The 15921-nt window shown below is 73.4% G+C and carries 16 protein-coding genes; 13 read left to right on the top strand and 3 right to left on the bottom strand.

Annotation, left to right across the window (positions count from 1 at the left end):
- Positions 1-83 precede the first annotated feature (83 nt).
- Positions 84-1091, bottom strand: coding sequence for an SEC-C metal-binding domain-containing protein (locus ACWCSV_RS15850; protein ID WP_451142498.1), 1008 nt, complete (start codon positions 1089-1091; stop codon positions 84-86).
- 366 nt (positions 1092-1457) lie between these two features.
- Between ACWCSV_RS15850 and ACWCSV_RS15845 the strand changes: the two genes are divergently transcribed.
- The 5 genes from ACWCSV_RS15845 (at position 1458) to ACWCSV_RS15825 (ending at position 5785) form a co-directional block, all read left to right on the top strand.
- Positions 1458-1616, top strand: a complete 159-nt coding sequence (locus ACWCSV_RS15845) for a DUF3311 domain-containing protein (RefSeq protein WP_327180007.1) — start codon at positions 1458-1460, stop codon at positions 1614-1616.
- Positions 1613-3142: a sodium:solute symporter family protein gene (locus ACWCSV_RS15840; RefSeq protein WP_451142496.1), complete on the top strand. Its 1530-nt coding sequence runs from the start codon at positions 1613-1615 to the stop codon at positions 3140-3142. Before ACWCSV_RS15845 ends, ACWCSV_RS15840 begins: the two co-directional genes overlap by 4 nt.
- A 207-nt stretch (positions 3143-3349) precedes the next feature.
- Positions 3350-3709 carry a DUF6412 domain-containing protein gene (locus ACWCSV_RS15835; protein WP_451142494.1) on the top strand — a complete coding sequence of 120 codons (360 nt, stop codon included), beginning with the start codon at positions 3350-3352 and terminating at the stop codon, positions 3707-3709.
- A 241-nt stretch (positions 3710-3950) separates the two neighbouring features.
- Positions 3951-4721, top strand: a complete 771-nt coding sequence (locus ACWCSV_RS15830) for a YidC/Oxa1 family membrane protein insertase (protein WP_451142492.1) — start codon at positions 3951-3953, stop codon at positions 4719-4721.
- A 203-nt stretch (positions 4722-4924) separates the two neighbouring features.
- Positions 4925-5785: a fumarylacetoacetate hydrolase family protein gene (locus ACWCSV_RS15825; RefSeq protein ID WP_451142490.1), complete on the top strand. Its 861-nt coding sequence runs from the start codon at positions 4925-4927 to the stop codon at positions 5783-5785.
- 83 nt (positions 5786-5868) lie between these two features.
- On the opposite strand, the gene ACWCSV_RS15820 is transcribed toward ACWCSV_RS15825, so the two are convergent.
- Complete coding sequence (locus tag ACWCSV_RS15820; protein WP_451142488.1) at positions 5869-6354, bottom strand: heme-degrading domain-containing protein; 486 nt, start codon at positions 6352-6354, stop codon at positions 5869-5871.
- Positions 6351-7496 carry a Gfo/Idh/MocA family oxidoreductase gene (locus tag ACWCSV_RS15815; protein ID WP_451142486.1) on the bottom strand — a complete coding sequence of 382 codons (1146 nt, stop codon included), beginning with the start codon at positions 7494-7496 and terminating at the stop codon, positions 6351-6353. Before ACWCSV_RS15815 ends, ACWCSV_RS15820 begins: the two co-directional genes overlap by 4 nt.
- Positions 7497-7552: 56 nt before the next feature.
- Here ACWCSV_RS15815 and ACWCSV_RS15810 point away from each other — a divergent pair, with 56 nt between their 5' ends.
- The 8 genes from ACWCSV_RS15810 (at position 7553) to ACWCSV_RS15775 (ending at position 15898) form a co-directional block, all read left to right on the top strand.
- Positions 7553-8698 carry an ROK family transcriptional regulator gene (locus tag ACWCSV_RS15810; protein ID WP_451142484.1) on the top strand — a complete coding sequence of 382 codons (1146 nt, stop codon included), beginning with the start codon at positions 7553-7555 and terminating at the stop codon, positions 8696-8698.
- A gap of 216 nt (positions 8699-8914) precedes the next feature.
- Positions 8915-10195 carry a peptidase gene (locus ACWCSV_RS15805; RefSeq protein WP_451142482.1) on the top strand — a complete coding sequence of 427 codons (1281 nt, stop codon included), beginning with the start codon at positions 8915-8917 and terminating at the stop codon, positions 10193-10195.
- Between the two features lie 76 nt (positions 10196-10271).
- Positions 10272-11036: a GntR family transcriptional regulator gene (locus ACWCSV_RS15800; protein ID WP_451142480.1), complete on the top strand. Its 765-nt coding sequence runs from the start codon at positions 10272-10274 to the stop codon at positions 11034-11036.
- Between the two features lie 162 nt (positions 11037-11198).
- Complete coding sequence (locus tag ACWCSV_RS15795; protein WP_451142478.1) at positions 11199-12323, top strand: TIGR03364 family FAD-dependent oxidoreductase; 1125 nt, start codon at positions 11199-11201, stop codon at positions 12321-12323.
- Positions 12324-12339: 16 nt separating this feature from the next.
- Positions 12340-13032, top strand: a complete 693-nt coding sequence (locus ACWCSV_RS15790) for a phosphonatase-like hydrolase (protein WP_451142476.1) — start codon at positions 12340-12342, stop codon at positions 13030-13032.
- On the top strand, positions 13029-14198 hold the full coding sequence (locus ACWCSV_RS15785; RefSeq protein WP_451142474.1) for an ABC transporter ATP-binding protein: 1170 nt from the start codon (positions 13029-13031) through the stop codon (positions 14196-14198). The genes ACWCSV_RS15790 and ACWCSV_RS15785 overlap by 4 nt, the downstream gene beginning before the upstream one ends.
- Complete coding sequence (locus tag ACWCSV_RS15780) at positions 14191-15114, top strand: 2-aminoethylphosphonate ABC transporter permease subunit (RefSeq protein ID WP_451142472.1); 924 nt, start codon at positions 14191-14193, stop codon at positions 15112-15114. Before ACWCSV_RS15785 ends, ACWCSV_RS15780 begins: the two co-directional genes overlap by 8 nt.
- Positions 15101-15898, top strand: coding sequence for an ABC transporter permease (locus ACWCSV_RS15775; RefSeq protein ID WP_451142470.1), 798 nt, complete (start codon positions 15101-15103; stop codon positions 15896-15898). The genes ACWCSV_RS15780 and ACWCSV_RS15775 overlap by 14 nt, the downstream gene beginning before the upstream one ends.
- Positions 15899-15921 lie beyond the last annotated feature (23 nt).

Genomic DNA, 15921 nt, shown 5'->3' with positions numbered 1-15921 from the left:
GTATGCGAAAGCGCGGGCCCCTCGCTGGGGTGCCCGCGCCTTTCGTCTGCCGTATGTATGCCTGTCGTGGGGACCGAGTCGCTTCACCCCACCCCGTGGCACTCCCGGTACACGTCCCCCGACCCGCACCAGCACGCCGCCGACCTGGCCGGGGGCCAGGGGAGGGCTCGGCCTCGGGCGGCGAGGGTGGTGGCGTAGAGGGGGAGGAGGTCGGGGTCGGCGGGGGTGGTGGCCTCGGAGGCGGCGAAGGCCTCGTAGGAGGGGATGGTGCCGGTGACGATGCCGAGGTTGGCGGTGCCGGCCGCGTGGAGGTCGCGCAGGGCGTTCTCCACCGCGGTCAGGTGGCCGGGGTGGTCGGGGTACTCGGCGGCCAGGGCCGGGTACGCGGCGAGGAGTTCGGCCAGCTCGGTCGCGGGCCAGTGCAGGACGGCGACCGGGAAGGGGCGGGAGAGGGCCGTTCGGTAGACGCCCAGCTCGGCGCGGAGGCGGGTGATCTCCGCCTTCAGCTCGCCCGGGTCCGAGGAGCCGAGGGACCAGAGCCGCTTCGGGTCGTGCAGTTCGTCGAGGGGGACCTCGGCCGTGTGCAGGGTGTCGGCGAGCCGGTCCCAGTCGTCGTGCTCCGAGCCGCGCAGCCGGCGGACGCGGTGGCGGCCGGTGAGCAGGGACTGGGTGGCGTACGGGACTTCCTCGCCCGGCGTCAGCAGCAGGGCCAGCGCGGTCGAGAAGAGGTCGTGGGCGGCCTCCAGCTCGTCGTGCGCCTCCAGGGTCTCCGCGGCGATGGTCCACGGTCCCGCCGCGCGGGGGGCCGCGACGCGCAGGCCCTCGATGATCGCGCGGGCCTCGGCCTCGTGCCCGTACTCCCAGAGGTTGGCGGCCTTGAGGGCCTTCACCAGGTGGGGGTCCTCGGCGGGAACGTCCTCGGCGGTGAGCAAATCGTCGTAGAGGGTCGCCGCGCGGGCGCGCTCGCCGGCGAGTTCCAGGTGGGCCGCCGCCTGGAGGAGCAGCGGTTCGCGGTCCTCCGGGTAGCGCACCGCGGTGCGCAGCAGTCGCTCGGCTTCGGTGATGTGCTCGGCAGGCGTGTCGGGGCGCATGTCACACACGGTACTGCGGCGGGGAGGGCCTGCGGGAGCAACCGGCGAGGGGGCCGGAGTGCGCCTGGACACAGGGGTGCGCAGGGGGTACGCCAGGGGTACGTACCGGGTACGCGAGGGGTGCACAGCCGGTTCACAGCGGGCGCGCACGGGGGACACCCGCCGGGGCCGTAGCAGGGTCGTACCGGGGCCGTACCCGAGTACGGCCCTCCGGCTCCCGGCCCCAGGCCCCCGGGACGCCCCGGACGCACCGGGAGACCCCGGACGCACCGGGAGACCCCGGACGCGCCGGGACGTGCCCCCGGCCCCGGACCCGGGCGGCGGTAAAGTCCCCGGGTGCTGAGAAGACGTCCGCAGGTGTGGTGGTTGCTGGTCCCGTACGTGTTGTACCTGGGGGCCCTGCCGTGGGTGAACCGGGTGGAGCCCGTCGTGTTCGGGCTGCCGTTCCTCTTCCTCTGGATGCTCGGCGCGACCCTGCTGACGCCCGTCGCCGTCTGGCTGACCCGGCGGGGGGACCGCCGGTGAACGCCGTCGTCGCCACCTCCGTCTTCGCCGGCTTCATGGTGCTCACCGTCGCGCTCGGGCTGCTCGCCCTGCGCGGGCGCGGGGGCGGAGGGGGCGGGCTGGCCGAGTGGTCCGTGGGCGGGCGGAGCCTCGGGGCCGTCTTCATCTGGGTGCTGATGGCGGGCGAGGGCTACACCAGCTTCAGCTACCTCGGCGCCGCCGGCTGGGGCTACAACTACGGCGCGCCCGTGCTGTACGTCGTCGCGTACATGTCCTGCGGGTACGCCCTCGGGTACCTGGTCGGCCCCACCCTCTGGGGGTACGCGCGCCGGCACGGCCTGGTCGGGATCACCGACATGGTCGCCCACCGCTTCCGGCGGCCCTGGCTCGGCGCGCTCGTCGCCGTCCTCGCGACCGTCTTCCTGCTGCCGTACATCCAGCTCCAGATCACCGGCATGGGCGTGGTCGTCTCGACGATCTCCTACGGCGCGATCAGCCTCAACTGGGCCTACTTCATCGCCTTCGCCGTCACCACCGGCTTCGTCGTCGTCAGCGGCCTGCGCGGCAGCGCCTGGGTGTCGGTGCTGAAGGACGTCATGGTCATCGGGACCCTCGGTTTCCTCGCGTTCTACGTACCGCTCCACTACTTCGACGGGTACGGCCCCTTTCTGGACCGGCTCGTCACCGAGAAGAGCGACTGGCTGACGTTCCCCGGGCACGGGGACAGCGGGCTCGGCGAGGCGTGGTTCATCAGTACGTCGTTCCTGAACTCGCTCACCGTGGTGATCTTCCCGACCACCGTCGCCGGGTACCTCGGCGCCCGGAACGCGGACGTCCTGCGGCGGAACGCCATGTGGCTGCCCGCCTACAACGTCCTGCTCTTCGTCCCAATGCTGCTCGGCATGGCCGCACTGTTCGTCGTACCGGGGCTGGTCGGGGCGGACTCGAACCTCGCCCTCTTCAAGCTCGTCACCGACTCGCTGCCCGCCTGGGCCGTCGGCGTCATCGGGGTCGCCGCCGCGCTCTCCTCGATCGTGCCCATGGCCGTCTTCATGCTGGTCATCGGCACGATGTGGGGGCGCAGCGTGCTCTCCCTGGTCCCCCGCTGGCAGCAGCGGCAGAAGGGGGCGGCGCAGATCGTGGTCGTGGTGGCCGGCGGGCTCGCGCTGCTCCTCACCTACACCGCGCCCAACACCCTCGTGCGGCTCTCGCTCATCTCGTACGAGGGGATGGCGCAGCTGCTCCCGATGGTGCTGCTGGCGCTGGTGTGGCGGCGGCTCACTTTCACCGGGGCGTTCAGCGGACTCGCGGTCGGTGTCGCGGTGGTCTGCGTGCTCGTCTTCAACGGGAACGACCCGGTGTGGGGCGTGAACGCAGGGCTCGTCGCGCTGGCGGCCAACCTGGCGGTCGCGCTGGCGGTGACGTACGCGGGGCCGCGCGACCGGGACGAGCGGCCGGACGACGAGGTGCTCGCCCGCGACGAGATCGGCGACGGGACCGACGGCGGGACCGGGCCGCACCTGGAGGCGTCCGCCGGGGCCGGGTGAGCCGCTCCGGGGCCGGGTGAGCCGCTCCGGGGCCGGAGGGGGCCCGCACCGCCCCCCTCCGGCCCCGCACCGGCCCCCCTCCGGCCGCCCGGTGTGATCCAGGTCATCGTGTATAACGGCTGGAGAGGTCCGTGGCCGCGAAGTGTCCGGCGGCGGACCCCCGGAACCGGAGACACGAGCGGCACGAGCGGCGGGACAGGAGGAGACATGAGCGACGCGTACCCGAGCACCTGCACGCACCCCGGTCGTCTCCGCGGTTCCTTCGCGCGCCTGCTCCGGCCCGCGGGCCTGCTGGTCCTCTTCGTCGCCGAGATCCTCCTCACCGAGGGTGGCAGCCTCTCCGCGGCCGTCGCGCTCGCCGCCACCGCCGCGGCGGGCTCCGCGCTCCTCGCCTGCTCGGTGATCAGCGCGCGCTGCGCCGTGCCCGTACTCCGGACGCGGGTCCGTACCGCGCTGCGGGACCGGGCGCGACGCACCGCGTTCCTGCCGCAGCGCGATCCTGACGCCAAGGGGCGCACCCGCCCCCGCGCACCCGGGCGTGCCGTGCTCCGCACGGCCGCCGCGTAAGGCTTCCGCCCCTTCGGGCATCAGGAACTTCGGAAACCCCGGGCCTCCGGGCCTCCGGTCCCGACGCGGACGCACCCCTCCACGGGTGCCCGTCCCGTCGGTCCCGTCCGCCGATCCCGTACGAAGTCCCCGCGCCGCGTCCGTACCCGCGCGCGCCGGCATGCCGCCGTGCCCGCGCCGAACGCCCCGCGTTCCGACTCCGCACCTCACCGGCACGACGAGACCCCTCGGAGGGCTCCCCATGTCCGCGTTCATGTCCGCTTTCGCGAGCCTGGTCGGCGCGTTCGCCGACCTGCTCCACCCGCTCTTCCAGTCCGCGTCCGCCGCCGCGGCGATCATCCTCTTCACCGCCCTCGTGCGGCTCGCCGTGCACCCCCTGTCGCGGGCCGCCGCGCGCGGGCAGAAGGCCCGTACGCGCCTCCAGCCGCAGATCGCCGAGCTCCGCAAGAAGCACGGCAAGAACCCCGAGCGCATGCAGAAGGCGCTCATGGAGCTGCACAAGGAGGAGCAGGTCTCGCCGCTCTCCGGCTGCCTGCCGAGCCTCTTCCAGATGCCCGCGTTCTTCCTGCTGTACCACCTCTTCTCCAGCACGCGGATCGGCGGCGACGCCAACGAACTCCTCGGTCACCAGCTCTTCGGGGCGCCGCTCGGAGAGCGCTGGCACCACGCCCTCGCCGAGGGCGGCCTCTTCGGCGGCCAGGGGCTGGTCTACCTCGGCCTCTTCGCGATCGTCGCGGTCGTGGCCACCTTCAACTACCGGCGTACGAAGCGTCAGATGGCCCTCAACCCGGTGACTCCCACCACCGGCCCGGACGGGCAGCCGGTACCGGGCATGGGCGCGATGGCGAAGGTGATGCCGCTGATGTCGTTCTTCACCCTCTTCACCGTGGCCGTGGTGCCGCTCGCGGCGGCCCTGTACGTCGTCACCAGCACCACCTGGACCGCGATCGAAAGGGCCTACCTCTACCGCGACGCACCGGCCGCCGGAGCGGCGATGGCCTCCGTCGTCTGACCCTTGAAGTCAATTCCTGCATGGGATCATGCGGTCCGAGCTGCGTCCAGGGACTGGGCGCACCTTGCCAAGTGATCGGATGTCTTGCAGTCTGGACAAGTGAGAACGGGCTGCGCGGGTGCGGTTTCGGCTGCCGGCCGGTCGCACCTCGTGCGACCGTTACCCATCTCCACCCAGGCATCTCTACCCAGGGAGTGGCACCCGTGAAGTTGCTTCGAGTCGGCACGGCGGGAGCGGAGCGTCCGGCTCTGCTCGCGGAGGACGGAACACTGCGCGACCTGTCGGGGGTCGTCCCCGACATCGACAGTGCGCTGCTCGCCGACGAGCACGGGCTCGACCGGGTGCGCGCGGCCGCGGCCGACCCCGCCTCGCTGCCCGAGCTCGACCCGGAGGGGCTGCGGACCGGGGCGCCGCTCACCCGCATCGGCAAGATCATCTGCATCGGGCTGAACTACCACGACCACGCGAAGGAGACCGGCGCGGAGATCCCCGCCGAGCCGATCCTCTTCTTCAAGGCGCCCGACACGGTCGTCGGCCCCGAGGACACCGTCCTCGTGCCCCGCAACAGCGTGAAGACCGACTGGGAGGTCGAGCTCGCGGTCGTCATCGGCCGCACCGCCCGCTACCTCGACTCGGCCGAGGAGGCGCTGGAGCACGTCGCCGGTTACGCCACGGCGCACGACGTCTCCGAGCGCGAGTTCCAGATCGAGCGCGGCGGCACCTGGGACAAGGGCAAGAACTGCGAGACCTTCAACCCGCTCGGCCCCTGGTTCGTGACCGCCGACGAGATCCCCGACCCGCAGGCGCTGCCCCTGAAGCTCTGGGTCAACGGCGAGCTGAAGCAGGACGGCACCACCGCCGAGCAGATCTTCCCGGTCGGCGAGGTCGTCCGCTACCTCAGCCACTTCATGACCCTCTACCCGGGCGACGTGATCAACACGGGCACCCCGGCAGGCGTCGCGATGGGCCACCCGGACCCGAAGCCGTACCTGCGGGCGGGCGATGTGGTCGAGCTCGAGATCGAGGGCCTGGGGCGCCAGCGCCAGGTGCTGAAGGACGCGTAACACGCCGTACGAACGCCCCGGGGGCCCCGCGCGGCTGTCGATGCGCGGAGCCCCCGGGGCGTAGTCACGGATACGGGTCCGGCTCAGCCTTCCAGCGTGGCCAGGAACTCCTCGAGTCCCTGGACCACCAGGGCGTGGTCCTCGGCCTGGGGGAGGCCCGAGACGGTGACGGTGCCGATGACGCCCGCACCGTCGACGGTGATCGGGAACGAGCCGCCGTGCGCGGCGTACGTGCCCAGCGGCAGACGGGAGGAGTCCTCGAAGGTGGTGCCCTTCGCGCGGAAGCGGGTGCCCACGAGGTAGGAGCTCTCGCCGTACCGCTCCACGACCTTGCGCTTGCGGTCGATCCAGCCGTCGTTGTCGGCGCTGGAGCCCGGGAGTGCGACGTGGAACAGCTGCTGCGGGCCGCGCCGGATGTCGATGGCGACCGGGGCGTTGCGCTCGCGCGCCAGCCGGACCAGCAGGGTGCCGAGGGCGTACGCGTCCTCGTACCCGAAGCGCGGCAGGGTCAGCCGGCGTTCCTGGGCGAGCAGTTCGGAGACGGTCGGCGCGTCGGGGCGGCTGCTCATGCCTGGGCCTCCTTCGCGGCCGGCGTCCCGGTGGACCGGGCGGGGTGGGCGCCCGGCTGCGGGACGAGGGTCACGGAGACGCCCTCCTGCGCGGAGCGGCGGGCCGCCTCCAGCACGTCCAGGGCGGCGGCGGCCTCCAGGGCGGTGACCGGGTTCTCACCGGTGCCGCGCAAGGCGGCGGCGACACCCGCGTAGTACGCGGGGTAGTCGCCGGGCAGCGTACGGACCGGTACACCGCCGCCGGTCAGCGGCGACTCGCCCGAGCCGAGCCGGCCCCACAGGCCCTCGGACTCCTCACCCCACGGCTCCTGGCCGACGCCGGGGCGGCGGCCCTCGCGCAGCGCCGCCTCCTGCGGGTCCAGGCCGTACTTCACGTAACCGGCCTGCCCACCCAGCACCCGGAAGCGCGGGCCGAGCTGGGCCGTGGTGGCGCTGGCGTACAGGTGCGAGCGGACACCGCTCGCGTGGGTGATCGCGATGAAGGTGTCGTCGTCGGTCACCGCGCCGGGACGGCGGGCGTCGGACTCGGCGTACACCTGCACGGCCGGGCCGAACAGGACCAGCGCCTGGTCCACGATGTGGCTGCCCAGGTCGTAGAGGAGCCCGCCGATCTCCTGCGGGTCGCCCGACTCGCGCCAGCCGCCCTTCAGCTGCGGGCGCCACCGCTCGAACCGGGACTCGAAGCGCTGCACGGCCCCGAGCTCGCCGTCGGCCATCAGCCGGGCGATCGTCAGGAAGTCGTTGTCCCAGCGGCGGTTCTGGAAGACCGAGAGCAGCAGCCCGCTCTCCTCGGCGAGCGCGGCCAGCTCGCGCGCCTCGGCGGCCGTACCCGCGATCGGCTTGTCGACGACGACCGGCAGCCCGGCCGCCAGGGCGGCCTTCGCGACCGGGACGTGCGTCTTGTTCGGGGTCGCGATCACGACGAGGTCCAGCTCGTCGGCGCGCGCCCACAGCTCCTCGGGGGAGTCGGCGAAGCGGACGGCGGGGAACTCGGCGCGGGCCTGCGCCCGGCGCTCCTCGTTGGACGTGACGACCGTGTCGAGCACCAGGCCCTCGGTCGCCGCGATCAGCGGGGCGTGGAAGACGGAGCCCGCCAGGCCGTAGCCGACGAGAGCGACGCGGAGGGGATCGGTGGAAGTCATGCCCACCACTTAAGCAACGCTGTTGCCAAAGTGCAAGCGACAGCCACAATGGGGTGGTGAACACCAGCGATACCAGCGATCCCCGCAGCGCCCCGGGCGTCGGCGCGCGCAATGGCGCCGGGGTCAACCTCCCGGCCCTGCGCCACCACAACGCCGCCCTCGTGCTCGACCTGCTGCGCGGCGCGGGCGGCGACGGCATCAGCCGGCTGGAGCTGGCCGAGCGCACCGGGCTCACCCCGCAGGCCGTCAGCAAGATCACCGCCCGGCTGCGCGCCGAGGGCCTCGCCGCCGAGGCCGGCCGCCGCGCCTCCACCGGCGGCAAGCCACGCACGGTGCTCCGGCTCGTCCCGGACGCCCGGTACGCGGTCGGCCTCCACCTGGACCGGGACGAGCTGACCGCCGTCCTCGTCGACCTCGCCGGTACGCCCGTCGCCGTCCGCACCGCGCCCCTCGACCTCGGCGCCCCGGCGGCCCAGGTCGTCGCGGGCGCGGCGGACGCGGTCGCGGAGGTGAGCGCGGGCGTCGCGGAGAGCGGCCCCGCCGTTCTCGGGGTGGGCGTGGCCCTCCCCGGTCCGCTCGACCACCGCGACGGGGTGCTGCACCGGGTCACCGGCTTCCCGCAGTGGGACGGGTTCCCGCTCCGCGAGGCCCTCGCCGCACGCACCGGCCTGCCGGTCTCCGTGGACAAGGACACCAACGCCGCCGCCCTCGGCCTCGCCCTGCGCGACCCGGGCGCGGGCGACTTCGCCTACCTCCACCTCGGTACGGGCCTGGGCGCCGGGCTCGTCCTCGGCGGGGCCCTGCACCGGGGCCCGCGCACCGGCGCGGGCGAGTTCGGCCACCAGACCCTCCAGCTGGACGGTCCGCCGTGCGGCTGCGGCGGGCGCGGCTGCGTCGAGGCCCTCTGCCTGGCGGCGGTGGACCGGGGCGATGTCGCCGAGGCGGCCCGGGTGCTGGGCGCAGGGGCCGCCAACCTCGTCGCGCTGCTCGACATCGACCGGGTGGTGCTGGGCGGGCGTACGGTCGCGGCGCACGAGGACGCCTACGTACGCGGTGTGCGCGCCGTGATCGAGGAGCGCGCCCGGCGCGAAGGCGTCGGGACGCCCGTACCGGTCGCGGTCGCGGGCGGCGGCGACCGCCCGGTCGCCGAGGGCGCCGCCCAACTGGTCCTCGGCCCGCTCTTCGGGCGGACGGCCGAGTAGCGGACGGCCGGCGGCGGTGGAGTGGCGGACGGAGCCGGGGCGGTGGAGTGACGGGGTGCCGCCGGGCGGGTGGTCTCCGGCATGTCGGTGCGATGTTCGTACGTATGCGTGGCAGCGTCTCCGCCGACACGCCGGTGACTCCCGCGCACCGGTCACGACACGCCGGTGGTTCCTCCGCGCCGGCCGTTCGTTCGCGAGCCGCGAAGGGTGCCTCCCATGCCCCCCAAACCTCCCGCACGACTACGACTTCCCGCGCGACCGCTATCTCCCGCGCGACTGCGCGACGGACGCGCGCTCACCTCGCTCGGCCTGGCGGCCGGGATCGCCGTGCCGGGCGTGCTGCTCGGCGGCCCGCCGACCTCGGTGGCGGAGCACTCCGCCACCGCCACCGTCCTCGCGGAGCAGCCGCCCGCCTGCGGTGATCCGGAGGCCAAGGACTTCCCCATCGACACCCGTATCCACGGCGGCCCGGACACCTATGCGTCCGGCGGGGGGTACGGGATCTGGTACCTGGACCTCGTCAACACCACCGCCAAGTCCTGCCGTGCCCTCCATCCCGTGCTCGTCCTGACCGACCAGGACCGGCAGTTGACGCCGGACCAGATCCAGCTCGCGTACGCGGAGCGCGCCGGGACGGAGGCGGGTCCCGAACACCGGGTCAGCTGGGAGACCACCGACCGGAACGAGCAGATCGGGGTCTTCGGCAGCGGCGAAGGGGGCGACGACTTCGAGGGCTTCACCGTCCCCGCCGGACGCACGGTCACCGTCCGCGTCCGGATGGCCTTCACCTCCGACACCCGGCCCGGCAAGGTCGTGGCCAACGCCGCCATCGTGCAGCGCCGCCCGGCCGCATCCCCCGGAGACGCGGTCGCGGAAGGCTCGGTCGCGGACGGCTCCGTGGTGGCTCCGGACGGGGACTGGGTGGGGGAGTCGGAGGACTATCCGTTCTCCATCGTCGAGGGGGACATGGAAGGCGGCGCCGACCTGGTGTTCTCCGACGAGTCCGCCTCCGACGAGTTCCTCGCCGGAGCGGACGCGGACGCGGGCGACGAGTCCGGCACCGGGGCGGACGCGGGCGACGAGCCCGGTACCGGAGCGGAGGCGGGGGCCACGGAAGGGGATGGGGGCGGGGACGCGGACGCGGAGAGTGGGGAAGGGGCCGGAGGAGGCGGCGCGACCGGTACGGACGGCGGTGCCGCAACGGACGGCGGTACCGGCGCGGGAACCGGACCGGGTGGCGCCAACGCCGCCACCCCCGGAACACGTACCGGTACATCGCCCCCGGCAGCGGTCCCCCGTACCACCCCCTCCACCGCGCCCCCGGGCGGCAGCGGCCTGCTGCGCGATGCCGCCGGGAACCCGCTGCCCGAGCTCGCCCGGACCGGCCGCCCCGGCCGTGCGGCGGCCCCGCGTACCGGCGCGGTGGCCGCCGCGCTGCTGCTCGCCGGTACGGCCGCGCTGCTGCTGGCCCGCCGGATGCGGCGCGGCAGAGGCTGAGCCGACGGGGCCGTGCGGGGCCCTGGCAGGTGCCCGCGCGGGATCCGTGTTCATGTCCGTCTGCCACCATCGGGCGGTGAACTACCCGAACGACCAGGCACCTGGCGCACCGATCCGCTCCGGCATCCCGGAGCACGGCCGCATCCCGAAGTACTACGCGGTCAAGGCCCGCATCTCCCTTCTCCTCGACGAACTGGGTGAAGGCGGCCTCCTGCCCACGGAACGCGAACTCGCCCTGCGCCACGAGGTGTCACGCGAGACCGTGCGCCAGGCGTTGCGCGAACTGCTGCTGGAGGGCCGGCTGCGCCGTCAGGGGCGGGGCACCGTCGTGGCCGGCCCCAAGCTCGAACAGCCGCTGTCGCTGGCCAGCTACACGGAGGGCGTCCGCCGGCAGGGGCGCCGCCCCGGCCGCCACCTCATCGGGCTCGAACGGTTCCCCTGCCCCGCCGCCCTCGCCGCGGAGATCGCGGTGCCGCGCGGAGAACCCGTCTGGCACATGGAGCGGGTGCTCCTCGCCGACGACGAGCGGGTCGGGCTGGAGAGCACGTACATCACCGCCGCCCGGACGCCCGGGCTGGACACGGAGTTCGACCCGGATTCATCCTTCTACGCCTACCTCGCCGACCGGCTCGGCATCTCCTTCGGCAGCGCCGACGAACGGATCGAGACCGTCCTCGCGACCCCGCGCGAGGCTCTGCTGATCGGCACCCCGCCCGCGCTTCCCATGCTCCTGCTGCACCGGCTCTCCCGGGACGCCGACGGTCGGCCCCTGGAGCGGGTGCGGACGCTCTACCGGGGGGACAGGTTCTCCTTCACCACGCGCCTGGACCGGCAGGACTGAGCCGGTCCAGGACGGGGCGGCCGGATCGGGTCCGGCGGACCGGGAGGCCGCATTGCTTGATAACGAAATGATAACGGGTCTGGTCCAAATGTGATGTCGGGTTCATCCCGCGGTCGCCGGACGGACCCGCCCGGGCCACTCTTCCCGAGGAGCGTGGCCGGCGTGAGAGTCATCGTCGTAGGAGCCGGCGTGGTGGGAACCATGCACGCCTGGCACGCAGTCAGTCGCGGCCACGAGGTCGTACAGATCGAGCGCGAGCGCGAAGCCCGCGGGGCCTCGCTCCGCAACTTCGGGCAGATATGGGTGAGCGGCAGGGCCGGGGGTGAGGAGCTGGAGACCGCCCTGCGTGCCCGGGAGCTCTGGGAGTCCGTCGGGGAGCAGGTCCCGGACCTGGGCTTCCGCCCCTGCGGTTCGCTCACCCCGCTCCGCACCCCACGGGAGATCGCTGTCGCGGAAGCGGCCGTCGCCCGCTCCGACGCGGCAGCCCGCGGCTACAAGCTCCTCACCGCCGAGGAGGCGCGTACGGTCAACCCGGCGCTGCGCGGGGCCTTCACCGCCGCGCTGTGGTGCGAACGGGACGCCGCGGTCGAGCCACGTACCGCCCAACTCGCTCTCAAGCGCGCGCTGCTGGCGTCCGGCCGGTACACATGGCTCGGCGGCAGGGAGGTGCGCGAGGTCGTCGGCACCGCCTCGGTGCGGGACGACCACGGTGACGTCCACACCGGCGACGCCGTCGTCCTCGCCACCGGTGCCTGGCTCGGTGGCCTGGTGCGGGAACTGGCGGGCCCCGACCTGCCGGTGCGCCGTGTACGCCTGCAGATGATGCAGACGGACCCGCTGGGCGAGCCGCTCACCACGTCCGTCGCCGACGCCGACAGTTTCCGCTACTACCCGGCCTACACGGGCAGCGCCCTCGACGCCCTCGAAGCCGGGCAGCCCCAGGAGCCCGTCGCCGCCGCACACCGCATGCAGCTCCTCATGGTGCAGCGCCACGACGGCGGTCTCACCATCGGCGACACCCACGAGTACGAGCACCCCTTTGGTTTCGACACCGTCGAGGAGCCGTACGAGCACCTCGTCGCGGTCGTCGAGTCCTTCCTCGGCCGGCCGCTGCCGCGCGTCCGCCGCCGATGGGCCGGGGTCTACGCCCAGTGCACCGAACCCGGCCGCGTAGTCCACCGCCAACAAGTGCGTGAGGGCGTCTGGCTGGTCACCGGCCCTGGCGGACGTGGCATGACCTGCGCGCCCGCCGTCGCGGAAACGACCGCCGACGAACTCGGATGGTGAGAGAGGGATGCCGACCGTGAACGACAAGCTGAACCTGATCGTCCTGGACATGGCGGGAACCACCGTCGCCGACGGCGGACTCGTCGAGCGGGCGTTCTCCACCGCCGCCCAGTTCCTCGGTGTGCGACCGGGATCGCCGGAGCACCAGACCCAGCTCGCCTACGTACGCGCCACGATGGGCGAATCCAAGATCTCCGTCTTCCGGCACCTCTTCGGCGACGAGGCGAAGGCCCGGGCCGCCAACGGCGCCTTCGAGGAGGCGTACGCCGCGCTCGTCGCAGAGGGCCGCGTCACCCCTCTGCCCGGCGCCCGGGAGACCATCGAGGAGCTCACCGAGCAGGGCCGTGCCGTCGTCCTGACCACCGGCTTCGCCCGCACCACTCAGGACGCCATCCTCGAAGCACTGGGCTGGCGCGACCTCGTCCCGCTCACCCTCTGCCCGGCCGACGCGGGCGGCCGGGGCCGCCCCCACCCCGACATGGTGCTCGCGGCCTTCCTCCGCACCGGTGCCGTGGACGACGTACGGCGGATCGTCGTGGCCGGGGACACCTCCTACGACATGCTCAGCGGCGTGCGCGCCAGCGCCGGGATCGTCGCGGGAGTCCTCACCGGAGCACACGGCAGGGTTCCGCTCGAACGCCACGGGGCCACCCACGTGCTCGACTCCGTCGCCGGGCTGCCGGAGCTGCTCGCCCGGGCGGAGTCATGAGCGGCACGGCCGCCTCCGGCATCCGTTTCGACCAGGTCACCGTCGCCTACGGGCAGAACGTCGTCCTCGACCGGCTCGACCTCACCGTCGAACCCGGCGAGGTCATGGCCCTCCTTGGCCCCTCGGGCTCCGGGAAGACCACAGCGCTGCGGGCCGTCGCCGGGTTCGTACGCCCCACCACCGGCAGGGTCCACCTCGGCGGCCGGGACGTGACCGAGCTGCCCCCGCACCGCCGGGGGATCGGCATGGTGGTCCAGAGCTACGCCCTCTTCCCGCACATGCGCGTCCGGGACAACGTGGCGTTCGGCCTCAGGGCCCGGCGGACCGCCAGGTCCGAGATCGCGGAGCGGGTCACCGAGGCCCTGGATCTCGTAGGTATGACGGCGTACGCCGACCGCCATCCACGCGAGTTGTCCGGCGGTCAGCAGCAAAGGGTCGCGATCGCCCGGGCCCTGGCCATCCGCCCGTACGTCCTGCTGCTCGACGAACCGCTGTCCGCGCTCGACGCCCGGCTCCGGAACGACATGATGTCGGAGCTCGCCCGGCTCCATCGCGATCTGCCGCACGTCTCGATCCTCTACGTCACCCACGACCAGGTGGAGGCACTCACCCTGGCCGACCGGATCGCCGTCATGGACCGGGCCCGCCTGCAGGAGTGCGGCACCCCGCAGGAGCTGTACCGCCGCCCCCGCACCGAGTTCACCGCCTCCTTCGTCGGCAGCGCCAACCTGCTCCCGGTCACCGTCGGGACCGAGCCCGGCACCGTGGACCTGGCCGGACGAAGTCTCTCCGTAGCGACCGCCGGGGCGGCTGCCGGAGCGGTGGCCACCCTCTGCGTGCGGCCCCACCTCGTCGGCCTCGGCCCCGGTCCCAACGCCCTCACCGGCACGATCCGCGAGGTCCAGTGGCGCGGTTCCACCCACCGGATCTCCGTGGAGAGTGCCGGGCACCGCATCGCCGCCGAGGTGCGCGAACTGCGCGACACGCCGGCCCTCGGAGACAGGATCACCCTGCACTTCGCCCCCGAGGACGCGGTGCTCCTTCCGGCCGCGGCACTGGGCGAGGCCGTCGCGCCCAGCAGCTCCTTCGCCGCACCGCGTTCGCCCGCCGAGGTGGCGCCGCTCCTCCCGGTCACTACATCCGCGGGCGGAGAGGCCCATGTCTAGCGCCTCCGTGACCGCCGGCACCGACCTCCCGCACGCGTCGGCTCCGGGGCAGGGAAGCCCGGTCCCGCCCGCGGTCGCGGTCCCCCGGGCCACCCGCCGGATTCCCGGCCCCCTCTGGGCGCTTCCGCCCGTAGCGGCTCTCGTCCTCGCGTTCCTCTACCCGCTGGCCCTGGTCGTGCGGCAGTCCGTGACCCCGGAGGAGGGCGGGATCTCCCTCGCCCCGTACACCGAGGTCCTTGCCTCCGCCGCCTTCCGCTCGGCGCTCGCCACCACCGTCCGGCTCGCTCTCGGATCCACGGCCGGCTGTCTCCTGCTGGGCTTCTTCCTGGCCCTGGTCATCTCCTTCGTGCCGTTCCCCGGAGGAAGGGCGGTCGCCCGGTTCGTGGATGTCTTCCTGTCCTTCCCGTCCTTCCTCATCACCCTGGCCCTGCTGTTCGTCTACGGCACCGTGGGGGTGGCCAACGGCCTCTGGACCGGCGTCACCGGCGCCGCCGACGGCCCCTTCCACTTCCTCACCACACCCTGGGGGGTGCTCCTGGCGGAGATCACGTACTTCACCCCCTTCGTGATGCGCCCGCTCCTGGCAGCCTTCTCCCAGGTCGACACCTCCCAACTGGAGGTGGCGGCTTCGCTCGGAGCGGGCCCCGCCAGGATCGTTCGCCGGGTGATCCTGCCCGAGGCGCTTCCGGCCCTCGCCTCGGGCGGCAGCCTGGTCCTGGTGATGTGCCTCAACGAGTTCGGGATCGTGCTGTTCACCGGGGCCAAGGGCGTCACGACACTGCCGATGCTCGTCTACGCCAAGGCGATCCTGGAGTCCGACTATCCAGCCGCCTGCGTCGTCGCGGTCGTCAACATCGTGATCTCCGTCGGCCTCTACAGCCTGTACCGGGCGGTGAGCCGCCGTGTTGGTGCATAGCCGCTCCGGCCGCTGGGTCGCCCGCGCCCTCTTCGCCGCCCTCTTCCTGCCGCTCTTCGCGGTTCCCCTGCTGGTCGTCATCGCCGCGTCGTTCGCCACGAACTGGTCCGGCGCCTTCCCCTCGGGCCCCACGGCCGCCCACTACACCGCGGCCACCGACGGGGATTCCCTCCGGGCGCTGAGCACGAGCCTGATCACCGCGCTCGTGGCGAGCCTGCTCGCCCTGGTCGTCGGAGGCTGGGCCGCGCTCGCCGCGTCCGCCCTCCGCAGCCGCGGCCGGCGCGTGCTGGACGCCCTCTTCGTCCTGCCCGTCGCCGTGCCCTCCGTCGTGGTCGGGCTGTCGGTGCTGGTCGCCTTCAGCCGCCCGCCGGTCCTCCTCAACGGCACGCGCTGGATCGTGATCCTCGCCCATACCGTGCTCGTCACCGCGTTCGCGTACCAGTCCGTGTCGGCGGCGATCGCCCGCCTCGACCCGGTGTACGAGCAGGCGGCGGCGGGGCTCGGGGGCCGCCCGGCGTACGTCCTGTGGAGGATCAGGCTCCCTCTGCTGCTGCCCTCCCTCACCTCCGCCGCGGGCCTCTGCTTCGCCCTCTCCATGGGCGAGCTGAGCGCGACCGTCATGCTCTACCCGCCCGACTGGACCCCCCTGCCGGTGCAGATCTTCGCAGCCACCGACCGAGGGTCCCTCTTCACCGGCGCGGCGATCGCCGTCGTCCTGATGGGGACGACGCTCCTCGTGCTCCTGGGCGTCTCCCGCGTCCGGACCCGGGCCTCCTACCGATGACTCGCCACCCCGCTCCCGTACAC

It is taken from the genome of Streptomyces sp. NPDC001770 (genome assembly GCF_053596135.1).
Note: the sequence above shows the minus strand (reverse complement) of the source record. Positions and strands in the feature narration are given on the sequence as shown.

Bases quoted from the DNA above. Each gene is read 5' to 3' on its own strand.
- ACWCSV_RS15785 (WP_451142474.1), top strand. From the start codon at position 13,029: ATGAGCGGCACGGCCGCCTCCGGCATCCGTTTCGACCAGGTCACCGTC.
- ACWCSV_RS15835 (WP_451142494.1), top strand. From the start codon at position 3,350: ATGAGCGACGCGTACCCGAGCACCTGCACGCACCCCGGTCGTCTCCGC.
- ACWCSV_RS15850 (WP_451142498.1), bottom strand. From the start codon at position 1,091: ATGCGCCCCGACACGCCTGCCGAGCACATCACCGAAGCCGAGCGACTG.
- ACWCSV_RS15805 (WP_451142482.1), top strand. From the start codon at position 8,915: ATGCCCCCCAAACCTCCCGCACGACTACGACTTCCCGCGCGACCGCTA.
- ACWCSV_RS15830 (WP_451142492.1), top strand. From the start codon at position 3,951: ATGTCCGCGTTCATGTCCGCTTTCGCGAGCCTGGTCGGCGCGTTCGCC.
- ACWCSV_RS15780 (WP_451142472.1), top strand. From the start codon at position 14,191: ATGTCTAGCGCCTCCGTGACCGCCGGCACCGACCTCCCGCACGCGTCG.
- ACWCSV_RS15815 (WP_451142486.1), bottom strand. From the start codon at position 7,496: ATGACTTCCACCGATCCCCTCCGCGTCGCTCTCGTCGGCTACGGCCTG.
- ACWCSV_RS15820 (WP_451142488.1), bottom strand. From the start codon at position 6,354: ATGAGCAGCCGCCCCGACGCGCCGACCGTCTCCGAACTGCTCGCCCAG.